14 protein-coding genes are annotated in these 20,413 nt (G+C 62.3%); 4 read left to right on the forward strand and 10 right to left on the reverse strand.

Going from position 1 to position 20,413, the window contains the following annotated elements; genetic code table 11:
* The first annotated feature begins 361 nt into the window (after positions 1 to 361).
* Complete coding sequence (locus A5756_RS08895) at positions 362 to 1,069, forward strand: class I SAM-dependent methyltransferase (protein ID WP_082960011.1); 708 nt, start codon at positions 362 to 364, stop codon at positions 1,067 to 1,069.
* Positions 1,070 to 1,158: 89 nt separating this feature from the next.
* Positions 1,159 to 2,139: a Gfo/Idh/MocA family protein gene (locus A5756_RS08900; RefSeq protein WP_369828596.1), complete on the forward strand. Its 981-nt coding sequence runs from the start codon at positions 1,159 to 1,161 to the stop codon at positions 2,137 to 2,139.
* A gap of 38 nt (positions 2,140 to 2,177) precedes the next feature.
* On the opposite strand, the gene A5756_RS08905 is transcribed toward A5756_RS08900, so the two are convergent.
* Complete coding sequence (locus tag A5756_RS08905) at positions 2,178 to 3,818, reverse strand: GMC oxidoreductase (RefSeq protein ID WP_066950764.1); 1,641 nt, start codon at positions 3,816 to 3,818, stop codon at positions 2,178 to 2,180.
* Between the two features lie 232 nt (positions 3,819 to 4,050).
* Here A5756_RS08905 and A5756_RS08910 point away from each other — a divergent pair, with 232 nt between their 5' ends.
* Positions 4,051 to 5,133, forward strand: coding sequence for an acyltransferase (locus A5756_RS08910; protein ID WP_066950769.1), 1,083 nt, complete (start codon positions 4,051 to 4,053; stop codon positions 5,131 to 5,133).
* A gap of 142 nt (positions 5,134 to 5,275) precedes the next feature.
* Here A5756_RS08910 and A5756_RS08915 read toward each other — a convergent pair whose 3' ends face one another.
* The 9 genes from A5756_RS08915 to A5756_RS08955 form a co-directional block, all read right to left on the reverse strand.
* Positions 5,276 to 6,178 (reverse strand): class I SAM-dependent methyltransferase, encoded by a 903-nt coding sequence (locus tag A5756_RS08915; RefSeq protein WP_082960012.1) that lies wholly within the window; start codon positions 6,176 to 6,178, stop codon positions 5,276 to 5,278.
* Positions 6,179 to 6,337: 159 nt separating this feature from the next.
* Entirely contained in the window at positions 6,338 to 7,606 is a 1,269-nt protein-coding gene (locus A5756_RS08920; RefSeq protein WP_066950776.1) for a glycosyltransferase, read from the reverse strand.
* A 141-nt stretch (positions 7,607 to 7,747) separates the two neighbouring features.
* Complete coding sequence (locus A5756_RS08925; RefSeq protein WP_197505754.1) at positions 7,748 to 8,581, reverse strand: TylF/MycF/NovP-related O-methyltransferase; 834 nt, start codon at positions 8,579 to 8,581, stop codon at positions 7,748 to 7,750.
* 310 nt (positions 8,582 to 8,891) lie between these two features.
* Positions 8,892 to 9,995: an NAD(P)-dependent oxidoreductase gene (locus A5756_RS08930; RefSeq protein WP_066950784.1), complete on the reverse strand. Its 1,104-nt coding sequence runs from the start codon at positions 9,993 to 9,995 to the stop codon at positions 8,892 to 8,894.
* A 146-nt stretch (positions 9,996 to 10,141) separates the two neighbouring features.
* On the reverse strand, positions 10,142 to 11,365 hold the full coding sequence (locus A5756_RS08935) for a class I SAM-dependent methyltransferase (protein ID WP_066950787.1): 1,224 nt from the start codon (positions 11,363 to 11,365) through the stop codon (positions 10,142 to 10,144).
* 180 nt (positions 11,366 to 11,545) lie between these two features.
* A complete protein-coding gene (locus A5756_RS08940; protein ID WP_066950790.1) occupies positions 11,546 to 12,820 on the reverse strand; it encodes a glycosyltransferase in 1,275 nt (424 codons plus the stop codon).
* A gap of 61 nt (positions 12,821 to 12,881) precedes the next feature.
* Positions 12,882 to 15,797 (reverse strand): RND family transporter, encoded by a 2,916-nt coding sequence (locus A5756_RS08945; protein WP_066950793.1) that lies wholly within the window; start codon positions 15,795 to 15,797, stop codon positions 12,882 to 12,884.
* Positions 15,798 to 15,865: 68 nt separating this feature from the next.
* Positions 15,866 to 18,757 carry an RND family transporter gene (locus A5756_RS08950; protein WP_066950796.1) on the reverse strand — a complete coding sequence of 964 codons (2,892 nt, stop codon included), beginning with the start codon at positions 18,755 to 18,757 and terminating at the stop codon, positions 15,866 to 15,868.
* Entirely contained in the window at positions 18,754 to 19,221 is a 468-nt protein-coding gene (locus A5756_RS08955) for an MmpS family protein (protein ID WP_232005334.1), read from the reverse strand. The genes A5756_RS08950 and A5756_RS08955 overlap by 4 nt, the downstream gene beginning before the upstream one ends.
* A gap of 955 nt (positions 19,222 to 20,176) precedes the next feature.
* Between A5756_RS08955 and A5756_RS08960 the strand changes: the two genes are divergently transcribed.
* Positions 20,177 to 20,407, forward strand: coding sequence for an MbtH family protein (locus A5756_RS08960; RefSeq protein WP_066950804.1), 231 nt, complete (start codon positions 20,177 to 20,179; stop codon positions 20,405 to 20,407).
* The last annotated feature ends 6 nt before the right edge of the window (positions 20,408 to 20,413 follow it).

Here is a 20,413-nt window from a genome sequence, read left to right on the forward strand (position 1 = left end):
CGCTTCCGTGTGCTCGAAGTCTGCGCCATCATGACATCCAGGGCGTCTTGGGCGCAGCTTATTGACCAGTGTGGGTGGCGCTTTTCACGGCGGGTCCTGGGGAGCGGCCCCATCAAGCATCGCGGGTCGCGAGAGGATGTTCAGGAACCCCGAGCCGTTTGGATCTTGTAGCTGCCCAGCTTGGGATACGTTACTGGTATGGATCTGCCCGATGGTGAGACGGTTAGACGTGACGGTACGCCCGGGGTCCAGGGTTGGGTCCTTAAACGTCGCACGCTCCTGACGGGATGCAGATGACACGGTGTTTCTGCGCGCAGACGTGTTCTATGTTGGGTGCACGGCTTCAGGGGAGGGTTGTCGCATGAACCGGATCAAGGCCGTGCGGCGCGCGCTCGACGGACGGCCGGCGCCCGTCTACCTCGAGATCGGCGTCTCGCGGGGGTCGGCGTTTCGCCGCATCACCGCTCAGGAGAAGATCGCTGTCGACCCCGCGTTCAAACTGTCGGCACGTACCCGGCGGCGAGCCGACGCGAAGGCAGACGCCACCCACTACTTCGAGACAACGAGCGACGCTTTCTTCGCGGACGAGGCGGCGTTCCTCAAGCAGCGTCGCATCGACGTCGCGCTGATCGACGGCCTGCACACCTATGGGCAGGTGGTGCAGGACGTCGAAAACACCCTGCGCTATCTGCGCGACGATGGCGTCATCTTCCTACATGACTGCAACCCCACGCGGGCATCTGTCGCTTGCCCCGCGGACTCGTACGCCGATTTTCGCAGGCAGAACCGCTGGTGGGAGACCGACTGGAGTGGTGACGTCTGGAAGGCGATCGTCTACCTGCGAAGCACCCGGCAGGATCTGCGCATCGCCGTGCTGAACTGTGACTGGGGCGTGGGCATCGTGCGAAAAGGGGCTCCCGAGTCACGGTTGTCGTACTCGCCGGCCCAGATTGAGGCACTGGGGTACGCGGATCTCGTCGCCGACCGCGAAGGGTTGCTCAACCTGAAGCCACCGGCATACCTCGACGACTTTCTCTCCTCGGAGCACCGGATCTCGTCCAATTCCTGAAGAAGTGCGCGATCCATCGAAGCGGTTCGTCGCCCCCGCTGGCCTGAGCCAGTGCTAGCATCCGGTCCGTGTCTGAACGTGGGGCCACCGTGCGGATCGGCATCCTGGGAGCGGCCCGCATCGCGCCGTTGGCGCTGATCAACCCAGCCGGGACGAACGCCGAAGTCGAAGTTGCCGCGATCGCGGCCCGGGACGTGTCGCGCGCCCAGGCATTTGCGGACAAATACGGCATCGACCGGGTGCACGGCAGCTACGAGGCGCTGATCGACGATCCAGAAGTGGACGCCGTCTACAACCCGCTGCCAAACGGGTTGCACGGCAAGTGGACCCGAGCTGCCCTTCTCGAAGGCAAGCACGTGCTATGCGAAAAGCCGTTCACGGCCAATGCCGCCGAGGCTCGCGAAATCGCGGAAATGGCCGCGAAGTCCGACCGGGTAGTGATGGAGGCATTTCATTACCGCTACCACCCGTTGTGTCTGCGCGTCGAGGAGATCATCGCCTCGGGGGAGTTGGGCAAGCTGCAGCGGGTGGAAGCGGCCCTGTGCTTTCCCCTCCCGAAATTCTCCGACATCCGCTACAACTACTCTCTCGCCGGTGGCGCGACAATGGATGCCGGATGCTACGCCGTCGACATGGTTCGAACCTTTGGCGGTTCCACGCCGGAAGTCGTTTCAGCACGAGCAAAACTGCGTGACCCCCACGTAGACAGGGCCATGACGGCCGAATTGCGGTTCGAAGGCGGTTATACGGGAAGGGTTCGCTGCTCGATGTGGTCGGCCAATCTGCTGCAGTTGAGCGCCAAGGTAATTGGCGATAGCGGAGAGCTGCGGGTGCTCAACCCGGTAATGCCCCAGTCTTTCCATCGGCTGGCGGTCCGATCAGCCGACGGCAAACGAGCCGAGCGCTTCCCGCGCCGCCCGTCGTACGCGTATCAACTCGATGCCTTCGCCGCGGCGGTGCTACGGGCCCAGCCGGTAAAGACGACGCCGGAAGCCGCTGTGGAGAACATGACCGTCATCGACACGATCTATCGCGCGGCCGGCCTTCCGCTTCGGCAGCCGGCCGAGTAAACCCGGTCAATTGGAGCCCCGCAGCGGTTCCGCGGTTTTCAGGTGGCGAAGTGCGCCTGGTTGACGTGGGCGGCCACCCGTAAGGCGTTGGCCGCGATCGTCAGACTCGGATTCAACCCGGCGCTGGAGGGAAAGAACGAGCTGTCTACCACGTACAGGTTCTCCACCTCATGCGCCCGGTTGTGCGGGTCCAGCACGCTGGATGCGGGATCGGTGCCGAAGCGGCATGTGCCGCAGACGTGGGCCACGGCTTTGTTGTCTTCGGCGCCACGCAAGGTGATTTTGCGGAACGGCTCCAGCACTTCCTTAAGTTGCCTCAAAAACGTTGCGCGGCGCTCGATCTCGTTAGGGTGAAGTCGATACTGAAGTCGCAGGCGCTGGCGACCGTCCGCATTCGGCTGATCGGATGGCAAGACGCGGTTGTCCAGATAGGGCAGGTCTTCCATGATCGCCGCAAGCACCAGTCCGCCGTTGAAGAATCGCTCATAACCCCGACGCACGGCGGGGTTCATCAGGCGCAAGGCCCTCGCCCGCCACCCGGGCGCGCTGGTCATGATTTCCAGGGGCGGCATCGCGCCGAATGACTGGACCGTGCCGTACTTTTGGCCCTCCCAGAAATAGAAATCGTTCATCCCGATCTCTTTGTTCGCGCCCGTCATCCTGACGCCGGGCTGCGGCCAGATTTCGACCATGTCGACAAGATGACGCATCAAGTTACGGCCCACCAAATCTGCGCCGTTGGCCAAGCCGCGCGGCCAATCGGCCGAACGGGAATTGAGCAACAGCACGGGCGTCACCAGTGCACCGGCAGCCAGCACCACCACCTTGGCCTTCAACGTCAGTGTCCCGGAGGGGGTTTCGCAAATCACTTGATTGACCCTGCTGCGGTCCGCTTCGAGGTGCACGACGCGACATTCGGGTAACAGGTGGGCGCCGTGATCGGCGACGGCCGGCAGCACACAATTGCGGGCAGCGTCGTTTTTGCACGACTTGCTGCAGAGGTAGCTCTGACAGGTGGAGCATTTTTCGGTGTAATCACAGGCCATCGGCAGGTGGTAGGGATGCAGCCCGCGACCTGCCAGGTAGTCAACCAGCGGCTGATTCTCTGCCGAAAATGCCGGTGCGGCAGGCAGACCCGCCTCGGCGGCCTCCGGACGTAGTGGGTCGGGCTGGCCCCGAACCCCCAGCAGCTTCTCGGCGGCGGCATACCAGGGCCGCATCTCGTCGTAGCTGACCGGCCAGGCCTCCGGCACGGTGGAGTCGCCCGGGTCGTGGAAGTGCTGGCGCGGAGTGAAATCCTGAGCGAAGAACCGCTCGCAGACCATGCCATAGAGGGACGATGACCCGCCTGTGCCGCTGCCCAGAAACGGCACAAAGCGCCGCGGGGAGCGGCCGCTGATGTCTTCAACCTCGTCGGTTGAGCGGCCGGATCGGGCCAAGGCGTCGTAGAAGGTCTCCGCAGAACGGCACGCCAGCGGCTCGGCGACTTCGGGCATCGAAGCGCGAATCGTCCCCGGTGCACCCGGAAGGGTCGAACGCCCCTTCTCGACGAACAACACCCTTCGTCCCGAACGGGCCAGCGAGTAGCCCAGAGTCCCGCCGCCCATGCCGGTGCCGACGACGATCACGTCCCAGACGCCGCCTTCCGCCTCGCGCGCGGTCAGCTCCCCGTCAGCCAAATCGAGTTCCTCAGCGGATGATTGCTTGATCGTTGCCCCGTTTGGGCGACAGTATCATCTGCCAGGACGGACAGGTTGCAAGTTTCTCGCCCCCGCACATTCGCGACCATAGGGCAGAGCCAACGGAGTGTTACCGTGATGCCCCCGCCGCTCGCGGATCTTTTGCAAACCTGCGTGCGGCGCCCGCGTAACTGCGCAACACTGAACGGGCAATCGGGATAGGTGGAGACGCATGAAACTGAGCCAGGTATTCGATCCGCGCATGAACGCCCTCAATGTGTGGCGGCTGGTCATGGCTAGTGCAGTCGTGCTGCAACACTGCTGGCCGCTGACCGGTCACAAGGCTCCTGGATTGCACGGCCTCTACGACGTAGCGGTCGACGGCTTCTTCGTCCTCTCAGGTTTCCTCATCACCGCGAGTTGGCACCGCAACCCGCGCCCCCGCGCATACTTCGTCGCGCGCGCTCTTCGCATCTTTCCTGGATTGTGGGTCTGCCTGATTGTCATCGCGTTCGTCATCGCCCCGATCGGCGTGGCCATTCAAGGCGGGTCGCCGAAGAAACTGCTGATGTCTGCTGCGCCAATCGAATACGTCCTGAACAATGCCGTGCTGAACGTGTACCACGGCAGTATCGCGGGGACACCGAACGGAGTTCCCTGGCCCCATGTGTGGGACGGCACCCTCTGGACTCTCATATTCGAGCTGTTCTGCTACATCGGAGTCGCCGGCGCCGGCGTCATCGGGTTGCTCGGCCGCCGTTGGGCCGTTCCGCTCGCGTTCGTACTGGCGGTGTCCTTAGCCGCGGTGGTGTCCTACCCGGGTTTCGCAGTGCAAACCATCCCGCAGATGATCGGGCGCTTCGCTGTTGTGTTCCTGGCGGGAATGCTCATCCACCAGTTCCGTGAGGTGTTGCCCGCTCGATGGTCGCTGGTAATCGTCTGCCTGGTCATCGCCATTGGTTCCGCCTTGCTCATCACCAACTATCGGGTGATCGGCGCCATTCCGTTGGCGTACGCGGTCATCGTTTCCGGAGCCCTGATCCATCACCCGCGCCTCAGGCTGCGGACGGATCTTTCGTACGGCATCTACATATACGGATGGCCGGTGCAGCAATTTCTGGTCATGTGTGGGCTGAGCTTTTTGAACCCGTTCGTGTTCGCAGCCGTGGCCGGCGCCGCGACCCTACCCCTGGCCGCTCTGAGCTGGTTCGGGGTCGAGAAGCGCGCGATGGCACTGAAGTCTCGATTCACCCGGAAGAGACTAGGTGAACCGGCGCCTGCCGTCACTGTCCAGCAGGAGGCGACCTCGGGGTAGCCCGAACGCGGTGCGTTCCTGCCGGCCGCCTTCAGCACGTCATCGAGGGGCGGGCTCCGGTGCCGATGACAGCAACTGGGGCGACGGACCGGACCTGGTAGCCGCGCTCAGCGTCGGGTCACGGGGTATGAATCAACCTGCGTTAACCCAACACCTGCTGATGGGATTGTTCTGGCTGACGACCGTTGTTCGACGGATCTGAAACTGCGGCGGGGGCGGGCGGCTTGCTGACCCAATCCGCGGTCTCGTCAACAAATGCGCTCTTCTTCTGCAAGATAATCTGGTACTGGGCGTGCAGAACTTTGTATTCGCCTGGATGGTATTTCAGAAATTGGTGAATCGCCCACGCGGTGTTGGCCCGCGCTCGCGGATAAGCCGGCCACATAACGTCGTCGAAAATTATAATGCCGCCCTGCTTGAGCAAACGCCATGCATTAAGCCCATCGACGATTGCATCATCGGACAAGTGCGATCCGTCGACATAGATCAGGTCAAACTCTTGCCGTTCTGAGATCAATTGTGGCAAAACCGTCAGCGAAGATCCCTTGCGCTTCGTTACCCGCCCCGCGCCAGAGGAAACGTTGGTGTCAAACCTGGCTTCCAGGTCCCGCAGGTCCGGGGTCGCGTTGTAGTGCCATTCGTCACTACCCGCCCAGGTATCAACCGCGGTCAGCTTGCCTTGCGCAAAATAGGTCAGGAAGAAGAGGCTCGAGCGCCCTTCCCACGACCCGATTTCGAGAATGCGCACCGCGTCGGTGCGATGGAAAACTTTCGGAAAGGTGACACACCAGGGCACAATGTTCATATCGAACCAGCGCTCTTGAAATTGTCCCTGGGCTGCTTTTGCCTCGAACTCCGCGCTGACCTCGGCGACGTGTTTTGCCGTGCGCGATGGCACCCCCGACTTCACCAGCCGACAGCGCAAAGCGTCGGTAAGGTAATGCCGCGCCATAGCAGGGCGCATTCCCCCAAGCCACCAAAAAAATAGGATCGTAAGGGTTCGAGGCGTCCACCGAACTTTCGGTTTGGTCGTCAGGCTGGTCATGTTTTCCTTGGTCGTGTATGAAATGGTCGGTGCAGTCTTGTCTCGCAGCTCGAATTGTCGGTTCAATGCTACCGATTCGGCGAGATCATTGATCGGCGTCGTTGGATCCTAACAGGCCGCCACCCGCCAGCGCGGCGCTTTGGGTCCGTACCGCACCACTCAGGCACGATGCCTCGACCGGGCGTACGCCTCGACGACATCTGCGGCATTTGCGACGCTTTCGGCGGGTGTGGTCAACCGGGTGGCGAGCTCGCGGGCCCGGGTCGCGTATTCCGGCGCGAGGATTCGGCGTAGGTCAGCAACCAATGTGTTGCGCGTCGTACTCGAGAAACGCCGGGAGCTTCCCACTTTCAACCTCTTGACGCAGGCGCCCCACAACATCTGATTCACATCCATCGACAAGATCAGGGTGGGAACGCCGGCGCGCAGGCTTGCGGCCGTGGTGCCCGAGCCGCCGTGATGCACGACCGCCCGACAGGCAGGGAAGACCGCGGCGTAGTTCACGCCGCCGACCACCTTGACGTGGTCGCCGTGCGGGACGTCGCTGAAGTCACTCCAACCGGCGCAGATCAGCGCACGCTCACCCAACTGCGCGCAGGCGGAGCTGATCATCTCAATTGCGCCGGCCGGCGATTCCACCGGCATACTGCCGAATCCAAAGCAGATGGGGGGAGTACCCGCCCCAATCCACGACACCACTTCGGCGTCAGCGCCGGTGGTCAACTCCATGGTCAGCGCACCGACGAACGGACGTTGGCCGTCCCATTTGGCCCACTCCGCGGCCAGTCCGGGGAAGCACGCCTCGTCGTAAGCCTGAATTTCCAGCGCTCCGCTTTCGGCCATCCGCCGGGCCGCGGGGGCTTTCGCTTTCGGTAGCCCCAGGTCGCGGCGCTGCGCTCGCTCGACTTTCCAATTCAGAAGCCAGCCCAGCCAGTCGAAAGCCGTCATTGCGAAACGGGCCAGCGGTGGCGGCAGGATTGGTACCAGCTCGCCGTTGGCCCGCACCGGAACGTGATGCAACGTAGCCAGCGGAATGTCCAGATACTCCGCGACGTTAACGGCGGCCTCCTGATAGCTGAGGCCGACGAACAGCAGGTCAGCTCCGGCCGCAACGGACGTCAGCGTTTTGCTCATCTGGGTCCACGACTCGTCACTGAGCTTCCACATCTCGCGCCAGAGCTTTCGGAGGTGCCCGACTTTCCAGAAGGCCCCGAAGAAAGATGTCCAGAAGTTGCGATACACGTCCAACCAGGTCCGCGTGTCCAGCCCGTAGGCGACCGCCGAAACCCCAGCCGCCTCAACAAAACCGACCGAGTCGGGCGGCACCGCCATGCGGACATCGTGCCCTCTGCGTACCAGTTCACGAGCGACAACCAGGGAAGGCTCGATATCGCCACGAGTTCCGTAACTCGCCAGCACAAACCTCATCGTCCAGTCCCCAAGTCTCAAATTTCTGCCCGTGTTGGCGTGTGGCGCGCGTCCAGACGAAACGTGTACTCCGTCAGCGCTTTCAGCATGGACAAACTTCGGTCCCAAGAAGGCGAGCGCGGCGACGCGCCTTGCCTGCCATTACTTACGCCAGAAGACACCGCATTGGTCGATCGTGACGATCTCTGAGGAGATCCCGTGCTTAGTCCGGTAATCCGCGACGGCTTGGCGACATCCGGCGAGGTTGTAGTCGTCGATGATGCAGAAACCGCCCGGCGACAATCGCGGGTAGAGCGCGTCGAGCGCCTGGATTGTCGATTCGTAGAGGTCGCCATCAAGCCTCAGCACGGCGATATGGTCGATCGGCGCATCCTGCAGCGTGTCCTTGAACCAGCCGGGGAGGAAGCGGACCTGATCATCGAGCAGGTTGTAGCGCTCGAAATTCGCTTTGACTTCGTCCTGCGACACTGCCAGGACCGGCGCAGCGTGATGCAGCCCGAGTGCAAAGCGCGGCAGCTTGTCCTGTTCGTAGTTCGCGGTGTCCGGGGGCGGCACACCCTCGAAGGAATCGGCTAGCCAGACGTGCCGCGTCTTGTCCCCGTAGGCGGCCAGGACGGCCCGCATCAGAATCGATGCCCCGCCTCGCCACACTCCACATTCGACCAGATCACCGGGGATGTCCTCATTGAGCACCGTCTCGACGCAATGCTGGAGACTGGTGAGCCGCCGCATTCCGATCATGGTCTCGGCGTCGGCCGGCCAATCCATGCCCAAGTCGCGTGCGCGCTGGTCGAACGGGCGCTTGCGCACCAGCATCAGGCTGCGGTTCTTGAGAAAGGGCAGCCACGTCAACCACCCCACGCTGGCGCGCATCCGCAGCGGCCACCCCACGGGCACGAGTTGGTCCATGCCATACCTGGTGAGGTCGCGCCGGATCTGATCGAGGTAGAGAGATCGGACGTCGCTATCGGTCACGGTCAAAACCGCCCCCTGTCTCGCATGCCAGTAAGTGCCCGGTGGTGAGCCTAGACGCCCGTCGACGCCGTCAATGCGCGTTTTAAGTTTTCTGACCGGGGCGCCAGGGTTCGCTTGGTCACACCGGCGGGGTTTCGCCAGTGGCGGACGTTCCCGTCCGTAGCCGTGCTCCGCCTGCGATAGCTCGACCACTAGCCGGGCGCGTGCATAGATTAGCTCACTCTTTGCGCCAGCCTGGTCACGGGAGCTCGCGTGTGCGCTAGGGCCCGTCGCCCGACCGTCTTCCCGACGAAGGCGCGGTACGGTGCCCTCAATGCTGCGACGAGACACCCGAAGCGGCACGATCGCCTGCCGCCGAGGGCACGTCGGATTGCTCGTCAATCCAGTCGAGCAGGGAGCGGAGCCCGTCGTCGAGCGACCACTTCGGGCGCCAGTCGAGCTCGCCACTCGCCGGTTCGACGTCGCAGCTGGCGGCGCGGATATCACCGTCGCGGAATTTGGGCACGACGACGGGTTCGGGCGCATCAAAGATGGCGGAGATCTTCCGGGCCAGCTGGTGGATGGTTATGCCGTTGCCCGAGCCGATGTCCAGGCAACGCGATTCGGCCGGGGGTTGTTGCACAGCGGCGAACAGCGCGTCGACGACATCATCGATATAGACGAGATCGCGCACGATCCGGCCGTCTTCGTACACCTCCGACGGGAGTTTCTCGCGTGACAACCGCGCAAAGAACGGAACGACTCCCGTGTACGGGTTGGTCAGCGATTGGCCCGGGCCATAGGCATTTTGCAGCCGGAGCACGCTGAGCTTCGTGTCGTGCGCGGCCACCCAAGCGGCCAATAGGTGCTCCTGGGCAAGCTTCGTGGCGCCGTAAATGTTGGTTGGCCGGGGTTCGGTTTCGCCTGCGCGGTGGGGAAGCGGCACCGCGGGTTCGCCTGTAGGCCCCACGGGATCCCAAGCACCAGCCAACAGCTGTGCGTGACTTCGTGGCCGCGGGTAGAAGACCTGAGTGCCGGATTGCCAAGCGCCTTCACCGTAGACGGCTCTTGATGACGCCAGCACGAGTTGGTCGGGCACCAGTTCGGAACGGCTCAGAGCGTCGAGAAGCTGAGTGGTGCCCACAACGTTGACCGAGCCGTGGCGGGTCGCGTGGGACAGCGACTGCGCCGTTCCCGTCTCAGCCGCCAAATGGACGACCTGCGAGGGGCGGAACAACCGCAGCACCGCATCCCAATCGGGCGCATGGGTCACGTCGCCAGTAAAGAGCCGCACGGCGGGTGCCAGCTTCAATGTTGGCCGCTCGCCGTGCACCTGTGGGAGCAGGACATCCATCACGGCGACGTCGTAGCCGGCCTCGACGAGACGGCGTGAAAGCAGGGTGCCGATGAATCCTGCCCCACCGGTGATGAGCACAGACGCTGACAAGAGCCGACGCCTCCTATTCGAGTGCAGGGAAAAGTGGGTGAGCGGATTGCTTGCCGAGATTGAAAACCGGGTCGATCATATCGGTGAGTTCCGCAACACCAATCGAATTAGCGCTACAGGCCCGGCCACCGCCATCACACCAGATGGACCTTCGGTGCGTAGAGGATCCACCGTCCACCGTTCTCGTGGAACCGGCGTTCCTTGGCCATGATCTCCTCGGCATGGTTCCAGGCGAACAGCAACGCGTAATCAGGGTATGGATTGGAGAAGTAATCAGGCGGGCATACCGGAATTTTCGTGCCTGGCGTAACGCGGCCCTGCTTTTCCGGGGTCGAGTCACACACCATGGAAAGCAAGTCGGGGCCAATACCGCAATAGTTCATCACGGTGGCGCTCCTCGACGTGGCCCCGTAGCCGACAACGCGGCGGCCCTCGGAACGCAAGTCCTGGAGGAGGGTGACGAGGTCGGTCCGAATTCCGTCTATAGCGGTAGAGAACTCGACGTAAGTCGATATCTCGGCAAGTCCCTCGGCTAATTCGCGCGCCAAGAATTCCGCAACGGAGGCGGACGGCTTCGAGGTGCCCGGGCGGGCGACCGTGTAGCGAATGGAACCCCCATGTAGTGGAAGGTGCTCGACATGGATCAGCTCGAAGCCGAAATGAGCCGCCATCGCCTGCACCGAACGAACGGAGAACAGGTAGATGTGCTCGTCGTAGATTTGGTCGAAGTAGACGCACTTTAGGATGTCGCCGAGATAGCGATCCTCGAACACGAAGAGCCCGTCGGGTGCGAGCAACAGATCGGCGCCGAGGAATATGGAGTCGAGGTACGAGATGTGACTGATCGCGTTCGCCGAATAAATTAGTTGTGCCGGCCCATGCTCGTCACGGATCTTGGCCGCCGTCGACGCGTTGAAAAAGTCCTTCCACACATTGACGCCGTTCGTCTGGGCCACATCGGCCGCCACGGCGGCCGGATCCACTCCCAGATGCCGGATACCGGCCTGGCTCAGCGTCTTCAGCATCACGCCGTCGTTGCTGCCGATCTCAACGACAAACCCATCCCGACCGCCCGGGCAGGTTTGGATGATCTGCTGCGCCACCTCCTCGCCATGTTTGCGGATCAGTGAGGAACCGGATGCGCGGTATGGATACTCCGCGTGAAACATTTGATGAGGGGGAACCTCGTCGAGCTGCTGCACCATGGTGCACGACTCGCAGAGCCCGACGGCAAGTCGGAAGAACGGCACTTCGGCCGCCTCCTCGGGTCTCAGGAATGCGTTCGAGACGGGTTGCGGACCGAGATCAAGCACCTCGCGAACGATGCCTTTGCACAAACGGCAAATTTGCTCGGTCAACCCCGGCCCCTATCGCGCAAGTGAGTACCAGCAGTGACGACCGTAGCCCCGAATCGACGTCGTCAGTACCTTCTGCGTTTGCTCATCAGTGGGTCGCCACTTTACCGATCATGACATCCCATGTGCGACCTGAGCCACACGGGTGCCGGGCAAGCTGAGTAATAGCCGGAAGCGTAGAGATCACTCAATACATTTTCGCCGCGCCGCGTCGACTAACAAATCGGCCGCGCTGGCGACGCTTTGGGCGGGTTTGGTCATCCGCCCGGCGAGTTCGCGGGCTCGGATGGCGCACTCGGGGGAGAGGGTCCGACGCAGGTCGGCGACTAACGACTCTCGCGTGGTGGCCGAAAAACGCCGGGCAGCACCGACATTGAGTCGTTTGACCTGATTTCCCCAATATGGCTGGTCGGCCGAACTCCAGAGGATCAACGTAGGCACTCCGGCGCGCAGACTCGCGGCGGTCGTGCCGGAGCCGCCGTGGTGGACCACCGCACGGCAGGCGGGAAAGACGGCAGCGTAATTCACGACTCCCACGACTTTCACGTGATCGGAAGGTGGCACGTCGCTGAAGTCGTTTCCGCCGAAGCAAACCAACGCCCGCTCACCCAATTCGGCACACGCCGCGCTGATCATTGTGACCGTGTCGGCCGGTGACTCTACCGGTATGCTGCCGAATCCGAAGCACACCGGCGGTGTCCCCTCGGCTATCCACGATCCGATTTCCTCGTCGGCGTCGGTTGTCAGCTCCATCGCCAGCGCCCCAACGAAGGGGCGCCGGCCGCCCCATTTCGCCCATTCGGCTGCCAGTCCGGGGAAGCACACCTGGTCGTAGGCCTGAATCTCGAGCGATCCGCGCTCGGCAACCCGGCGCGACGAGCGACCTCTCGCTTCCGGCAGGCCGAGCTTGCGGCGCTGCGCATTCTCGACATTTTTTGTCGCGCGCCAAAACAGCCACTCGGTCGCCGTCATCGTGGACCGAACCACCCCCGGTGGCGCGCTCGGAACAAGCTGACCGTTCGCCCGCATCGGAAAGTGATGCAGCGTGGCAAGCGGGATGTCGTAATACTCGGCGACATTGGCGGCGGGCTGTTCGAAATTGATACCGGTGGACAGCAGGTCGGCACCCTCGGCCAGCGACATCAGAGTCGTGCTGACGTCGCCCCAGTACTGGATGATCGGCTCCCATACCCGGCGCACCACACGCAGCGGCCCGCGGATCGTCCAGACACTTCGGAAGAAGTCCCGCCACATGTTGCGCAAGAACTCTTCGTCCAAAAAGTCTTGTAGTTTTGGCCCGTAGGAGACGGCCGCCAGCCCGGCCGACTCGACGAAGCCGACCAGGTCGGGCGGGACGGCCATGCGGACTTCGTGTCCCCTGCGCAGTAGTTCGCGGCCCACGGCGGCTGAGGGCTCGACGTCGCCGCGAGTTCCGTAGCATGCCAGGGCAAATTTCATGATGAATCCTGAGCCTATCGGCCGCGAGCCCGACGACGCGCGCCGCTGCACAAGCAATGCCCTACCGGACCGGCCTCGGAATCTCGGCCGTCGGGGCGTCGTCTTCGTTCCTGTTGTGCGATAGCAACGCCCGCACCACGGGACGGGGGGCCTCGGAGCGGAGCATTTGGCTGGCCGGGCGGGGACGAACCACCTGCGGCCACCAGAACCAGCGTCCGAGGAGGGCCGCGATCGACGGGGTCATGAATGAGCGCACGATCAATGTGTCGAACATCAGGCCCAGGCCGATGGTGGTACCGACCTGTCCGATGATGCGCAGGTCGCTAGCCGCCATGGCGGCCATGGTGAAAGCGAAAACCAGGCCCGCGTTGGTCACGACTTTTCCGGTACCGCCCATCGCCCGAATGATGCCCGTTTTAATGCCGGCCCCTATTTCCTCTTTCATTCGGGAAACCAGCAACAGGTTGTAGTCGGACCCGACGGCCAGAAGGATGATCACGGCCATCGGGAGCACCATCCAGTGCAATTTGAAGTCCAAAAGGTACTGCCAGATCAGCACCGACATTCCGAACGAGGCGCCCAGCGACAGCGCCACGGTGCCCACGATGACGAGTGCCGCCACGAAACTGCGCGTGATGACGAGCATGATGATGAAAATCAGGCAGAGCGCGCCGACTCCCGCAATGAGGAGGTCATATTCGGAACCTACCTTGAAGTCCCTGAAGGTCGATGCCGTGCCGGCGATGTAGATTTTGGAGTTCTCCAGCGGCGTCGACTTGAGCGCCTCTTCGGCGGCCGTCCGTATCTGGTCAATCCGTGCTACGCCTTCGGGCGTTGCGGGGTCGCCCCGATGCGAAATGATAAAGCGAGCCGCCTTCCCGTCCGGGGACAGGAAGTTGTTCATGGCACGTTTGAAATCGGCGTTCTCGAAGATGTCCGGGGGGAGATAGAACGAGTCGTCGTTCTTGGAGGCATCGAACGCCTCGCCCATGGCAACGGCGTCTTTGTCGTTGCTGGTCATCTGTCCGAGGGTGCCGGCCATGGTGCTGTGCATCGTCAGGATCATCGATCGCATGCCCTCTGCTATCGCGATCATCGTCGGGTATTGCTCGAGCAGCTGCGGCAGGAGCGCGTCCATCTTGTCGAGATCGGGAATGAGGTCTTGCTGCAATTTATCGGCCAGGATATCCACGCCGTCGAATGTCTCGAATATGTTCCTCAGCGACCAGCAAATCGGGATATCGTAGCAGTGTCGTTCCCAGTAGAAATAGCTGCGCAGCGGCCGGAAGAAATCTTCGAAGTCTGACAAATGCTGTCGAACCTCAGAGATGACGACGGCCATTTCCTTGGTCTTGGTAATCGTGTCATGGGTAATCGCAGTCATCTGCTTCTGCAACTCGTAGAGGCGCTTAATTGTCGCAATCTGCTGAGCGATCAAGTCGGCTTGCTTGAGCATGTCGTCTGTTCGGGCCTGCATATACCTCAAGTCTTGCGATATTGTCGCCTGCTGCATGCTGAGCAGGAAGGGTATCGACGTATGTTGAATCGGCGTTCCCTCTGGCCGGGTTATGCCCTGAACTCGGGAAATGCCCTTCACCTGAAAGACCCCTTTGGCCAGCCGGTGCAGCACGAGAAAGTCAGCCGGATTCCGCATATCGTGATCTGATTCGATCATCAGGATTTCCGGCATCATCCGGGACTGGGTGAAGTGTCGATCGGCGGCTGCGTATCCGACGTTGGCCGGAACGTTCTTGGGGATGTAGGCGCGGTCGTTGTAGCTCGTTTGATAGCCGGGCAAGGTCACCAGACCGACGAGGGCGATGGCGATGGTCGCGGCGAGGATGGGCGCGGGCCAGCGGACGATCGCCGTGCCGACCCGACGCCAGCGCTGGAAGCCGATCGTGCGCCTGGGGTCCAATAGCCCGAAGCCACTCCCGGCGGTAATGACCGCCGGGACCAGTGTCAAGGCGATGGCGACAGACGCGAGCAGACCCACGGCGCACGGCACGCCGATGGTCTGGAAGATGGGCATTCGGGTGAAACTCAGGCACAACATCGCTCCGGCGATCGTCAAGCCGGAGCCGAGGACGACGGGGGCGACGCTGCGGTAGGTGGTGTAGTAGGCGGTTTCGCGGTCCTCACCGGCCTGACGGGCCTCTTGGTAGCGGCCGAAGAAGAAGATCCCGTAGTCGGTTCCGGCGGCCATTGCGAGCGCCACCAGCAGGTTGATGGCGAACGTTGAGAGTTGTACCAGACTGTGGTCGCCGAGGAACGCGATGATCCCGCGTGCCGCAAATACTTCGAGGCCGACGGTGAGCAACAGCAAAATCACGGTGATTATTGACCGGTAGACGAATAGCAGGACCGTGAAAATGATCACGGCGCCTATCAGCGTCATCTTCAAAATGGATGAATCGCCGGCGTGCTGCATATCGGCAATAAGCGCCGCCGGACCGGTGACATAGGCGGTGAGGCCGGGGGGTGGCGGCGTCTGGGCGATGATGTGCCGCACCGCGGCAATGGAGTCCTGGCCCAGGGTGGTCCCTTGGTTACCGGCCAGGTTCAATTGGACGTAGACGGCTTTGCTGTCCGGGCTTTGCGCCCCGGCCGCCGTTAGCCGATCAGACCATAGGTCCTGCACGTGCTCGATGTGCTTCGTGTCGGCCTTCAACTTGCGGACGAGTTGGTCGTAGTAGTTGTGAGCGTCGTCGCCGAGGGGCTGCTGGCTCTCCAGCACGAGCATCGCGAAGCTGTCCGAGTCGGATTCTTTGAAATCCCTTCCCATGCGCTGCATGGCCTGCACCGCCGGCGCGTCCTGGGGGGCCATCGGCACGGAATGCTCCCGGCCGACCGTCTCCAGCCACGGCACGCCGAAACTTACGAGGAGCGTCAGCGCCACCCACGCCAGGATGACAAGCATCGCGAGCTTGCGGACGGACCGCGCGAAGAAGGGCGGCCGCCGTTGTCCGACGCTCATGCGGCCTGTCCCTGTGCCACGACGCTCCCCACGCTTGTCGTCCCCATGCCGAAGTGGATTCCCGACACTTATCGCGGCTGCTTCAACAACAACGAACGCACCAGCGGCCGAGGCCCCGTCGGTCGCAGCATCGTGCTGGCGGGGCGGGGACGCACGGTCTGCGGCCACCAGAACCAGCGCCCCAGCAGGGCGGCGACAGACGGCGTCATGAATGCGCGCACGATCAACGTGTCGAACAGCAGACCGATGCCGATCGTGGTGCCCACCTGGCCGATGCTGCGCAGGTCGCTGACCACCATCGATGCCATGGTGAACGCGAACACCAGGCCGGCGTTGGTCACCACCTTGCCGGTACCCGCCATTGCGCGGATGATGCCGGTGTTGATGCCCGCGGCAATTTCCTCCTTCATCCGGGAGACCAGCAGCAGGTTGTAGTCAGAACCCACCGCCAGCAGGACGATTACCGAGGTCGAAAGCACGGTCCAGTGCAGCTGAATGCCGAGCATGTATTGCCAGATCAGCACCGATAGTCCGAAGGACGCGCCCAACGAAAGCAACACAGTACCGACGATCACCATTGCGGCGATGAAACTCCGCGTCATGATCAGCATGATGATGAAAATGAGGCAGAGGGCGGACACTCCGGCGATCAATAGGTCGAATTTCGACCCGTCCACCAAATCCTTGGTAATCGCCGCGGTACCGGTCAGATAGATCTTCGAATTCTCCAGCGGAGTGCCCTTGAGCGACTCCTCGGCCGCCGTCTTGATCGCTTCGACCCGGGAGAGTCCCTCGGGCGTCGCGGGATCGCCCCGTTGCGAAATCAGCAACCGGACGTCCTTGCCGTCCGGGGACATGAACACCTTTTCGACTCGCTTGAAGGACTCCGAGCCGTTGATGATGCCGGGCGGCAGGTAAAAGGAGTCGTCGTTCTTGGACGCGTCGAAAGCCTGCCCCATCGCGGCGGGATCCTTCGAGTTGGAATCCATCTGGCCCATGACGCCCGACATGGTGCTGTGCATGGTCAGCATCATGCTGCGCATGCTCTGCATCGTTTCGATCATCGGCGGGATCTGCATGACCAGCTGCGGCAGGATCGCGTCGAGCTCATCGAGGTTCTGTACGAGCTCTTTCAGCTTGTCGTTGATCTCGTCGACGCCGTCGATACCATCGAAGATGGATCTCAGCGAGAAGCAGACGGGAATGTCGTAGCAGTGCCTCTCCCAGTAGAAGTAGCTGCGGAGCGGCCTGAAAAAGTCCTCGAAATCCGCAAGGCGGTCACGTAATTCCGATGTGATGTCCTGCATCTGGTGCGTCACGCCGACCATGTGATGGGTCGTGGCGACGAGTTGTCGCATCAAGTCCAACATGTGCTGCATGATGGCGATCATTTTCGCCATCTCTTCGGCCTGCACGAGCATGTCGTCCATGCGGTCTTTTTGGAAGGCCATGTTCTGTAGCTGGCTAGCCTGCCCCATGCTCACGATCCACGGGATGGTGGTGTGCTGCAGTGGGACTCCCTCGGGCCGGGTCACGGTCTGCACCGTCGAGATACCCGGAACGGCGAGCACCCCCTTGGCGAGTTTGTTGATCACCAGCATGTCCGTCGGGTTACGCAGGTCGTGGTCGGTCTCGACTAAGAGAATCTCGGGCATCATCATTCGAGATCCGGGGAAATGCCGCTCCGCGGCCGCGTATCCGACGTTGGCGGGAATGCTCGCTGGAATGAACTTTTGGTCGTCGTAGCTGGGCCGGTAATTCGGCAACGTCAAAAGCCCGATCAAAGCGACCGCCAGCGTCGCGATGAGAATAGGGGCCGGCCACCGGACGATGGCCGTGCCGATCCGCCGCCAGCGGTGAACCGTGATTGCGCGCTTCGGGTCGAACAGCCCGAACCGGGCGCCGGCCGCGAGAAGTGCGGGGCCGAGTGTGAGCGCCACCAGGACGGCTATGGCAATACCCACTGCACAGGGAATGCCAAGCGGCTGGAAATAGGGCAGCCGGGTAAAGCTGAGGCAGAGCACCGCGCCGGCGATCGTCAAACCGGAAGCCAACACGACTTTGGCGACGCTGTTGAAAGTGGTGTAGAAAGCCGCCTCTTTACTCTCGCCGGCGTAGCGCGCCTCTTGATATCGACCGACGAAGAAGATTCCGTAGTCGGTTCCGGTCGCGATCACCGCGGCTACCAAGAGGTTGACGGCAAAGGTCGTCAGGCCGACGACCCCCAGATGGCCGAGGAGCGCGACCATTCCCCGAGCCACCTGCAATTCCAGCCCGACAATCAACAGCAAAAGGATCACCGTGACGATGGAACGGTAGACGAGTAGCAGCGTGATGAAGATGACCGCAAGGGCCACCGCCGTCACCAACAGGACGGTCTTCTGGCCGGCGACGTTCATATCCGCGACGATTGGCGCGGGTCCCGTGACGTAGACCTTGAGACCGGCGGGCGGGTTCGCGGCCTGCACGATTTTCCGGACCGCTGCAACTGATTCGTCGCCCGAGCTGCCGCCCGCGTTGCCGTTCAGGTTGATCTGCACGTAGGCGGCCTTGCCGTCCTGGCTCTGCGCGGCCCCCCGGGTGAGTGGATCGCCCCAGAAATTCTGGACGTGCTGCACATGTTTGTGATCGTTTTCGAGGCTACGAACCAAACGGTCGTAATAAGCGTGCGTATCGTCGTTCAGCGGCTGCTGGCTCTCCAGCAAAATCATTGCCAAAGCGCCGGTGTTGGTCTCCTTGAAGTCCGTCCCGAGGCGCTCCATCGCTTTGAACGACGGCGCACCGATCGGACTCAGCGAAACCGCATGCTCCGCCTCGACCTGCTCGAGCGAGGGGACGCCGATGCTCATCAGGACGGCAATACCCAGCCATCCCAAAATAATGGGAACGGAGAACCTATGGATCGTCCGCGCAAAGAATGGCTGCCTGGCGCGCTCTTCAACCACGGGCTGGGTGCTCATGTGGCTGTAAGGACGCAGTAGGTGAACGCGTTCAACTCGTGTGAGATCCTCTCAGCTTTGACCGCACCGTCGACCACTATACGGCAGCCGAGCGTATCGCTATTCCCTTGTGCCACAACGTTTGCCACGATCGACGGCAGGGTGGTCGCGATGTCGTACGTCCACGGCAGTGGAATGCCGTTGATGTGCTGCGGCTCGCCGTTGATGTCGAAATAGCTGATGTCGGCGGTAGTCCCCGGCGGTCCGAAGATCTGGTACTGCACACGCTTGGGGTTGAAAGGCTTGGTGTCTTGTTGTCTGGTGTCCGCATACGACGGCCGCTTCTCGGAACCGAATATCCCATGCAGCCGCGTCACCGTTACCCCGCCGGCGACAACGACCGCCAGAATGACCAGCGGAATCCACACGTGCTTCAGCGCTCTGAAAATCCCCGTTTCCCGCCGGCGGCGGTTTTCCCGCGGCATACCCCCCGGCTCAGCCGAAGATCGGCGAGCAAACGGCAAGAAACGGCGTCGTCGCGTCGGCGGCTGGCTAATGTCGCTGCCTTTCATGCTGGCGGAATCCGGCCGGGCCCGCAGGTCGGGTTCGGTCACCGCACCCCCTTCTACCCCGTTTACACGTCTCTTGTTATTCCGCCGGCCCGATCAAGCTGTTACATCGTGGACGGCGCCACCAGGCGAGGGCACTCCAATGCGGTGTACGTCGCAGACTAGTCGTGCTTCGGCACCCCATACGAGCCCCGCCCCCGGGAGCGCGACCAGGTCTTCATGAGTAAACCACGCCAATGGTCTCCGCATCAGCCGCTTAGGCATTGAGATACGGGATCGTAATGCATAACGCATGCGTAACGGCACTTTTAAATCGCCCGCCTGGATGGATCGCCCGGTTGGCGCTGAGTGACCCACCCGGTCCGGAATGGCGCCCGCCCACCCGCGGACCGTCCTACGTCCGAGGCCGCTGAGGGTCAGCGGCCGTAGTCAGCTAACGACGATCAACGCCCGGAGTCAATGGGCTCCGGCGCGGCACTTCCGCGCCCATCGGCTTGGCGCTGCAGCGGCTGGGCGAGCGTCCATCCGGCGGTCGTTGCACCAAGTGTTTGCGGTGCCGTCGCCGCTTCGCCGCGCGGTGATTTTCGCGCCGGCTTCGGGGTCGGTACCCTAGGCGATGACAACCACCCAAAATTCCATCGTCCTAGCAGGCAGACCACGCGCGATCGCGAACCTCCCCGGTGAGCCATTGTTGCAGGTCACAGCAGCCAACGGCGGCAGCTGTGCAGCCCCGCACCAGCCCAATTCTTAGGCTGCATTAAGAGCCTGTCAGGTCACACCGGGAACTTTGTCCAAACCTCGGACGCACGATGGTGCCTCCAGTAGGGTTTGGAACCGTTCCACTTGTGTCAACTAGACATCCTGGAGAACCGTGAGCATCAACCCATTCGACGACGACAACGGCAGTTTTTTCGTCTTAGTGAACGACGAAGAGCAGCACAGCCTGTGGCCGGCCTTCGCCGATGTTCCAGCTGGCTGGCGAGTGGTGTACGGCGAGGCGGACCGCGCTGCGTGCTTGGAGTACATCGAACAGAATTGGCCCGACATTCGGCCAAAGAGTCTGCGCGACAAGCTCGCAACGGGTCGGGGTTTTGACCAGTAACGAGTC

Origin of the sequence: Mycobacterium sp. 852002-53434_SCH5985345 (assembly GCF_001667155.1) — a bacterium.
Lineage (GTDB): Bacteria > Actinomycetota > Actinomycetes > Mycobacteriales > Mycobacteriaceae > Mycobacterium.

Excerpts from the sequence above, each read along its gene's own strand:
- A5756_RS08895 (WP_082960011.1), top strand. The coding sequence starts at position 362 with ATGAACCGGATCAAGGCCGTGCGGCGCGCGCTCGACGGACGGCCGGCG.
- A5756_RS08910 (WP_066950769.1), top strand. The coding sequence starts at position 4,051 with ATGAAACTGAGCCAGGTATTCGATCCGCGCATGAACGCCCTCAATGTG.
- A5756_RS08915 (WP_082960012.1), bottom strand. The coding sequence starts at position 6,178 with ATGACCAGCCTGACGACCAAACCGAAAGTTCGGTGGACGCCTCGAACC.
- A5756_RS08920 (WP_066950776.1), bottom strand. The coding sequence starts at position 7,606 with ATGAGGTTTGTGCTGGCGAGTTACGGAACTCGTGGCGATATCGAGCCT.
- A5756_RS08940 (WP_066950790.1), bottom strand. The coding sequence starts at position 12,820 with ATGAAATTTGCCCTGGCATGCTACGGAACTCGCGGCGACGTCGAGCCC.
- A5756_RS08945 (WP_066950793.1), bottom strand. The coding sequence starts at position 15,797 with ATGAGCGTCGGACAACGGCGGCCGCCCTTCTTCGCGCGGTCCGTCCGC.
- A5756_RS08950 (WP_066950796.1), bottom strand. The coding sequence starts at position 18,757 with ATGAGCACCCAGCCCGTGGTTGAAGAGCGCGCCAGGCAGCCATTCTTT.
- A5756_RS08955 (WP_232005334.1), bottom strand. The coding sequence starts at position 19,221 with ATGCCGCGGGAAAACCGCCGCCGGCGGGAAACGGGGATTTTCAGAGCG.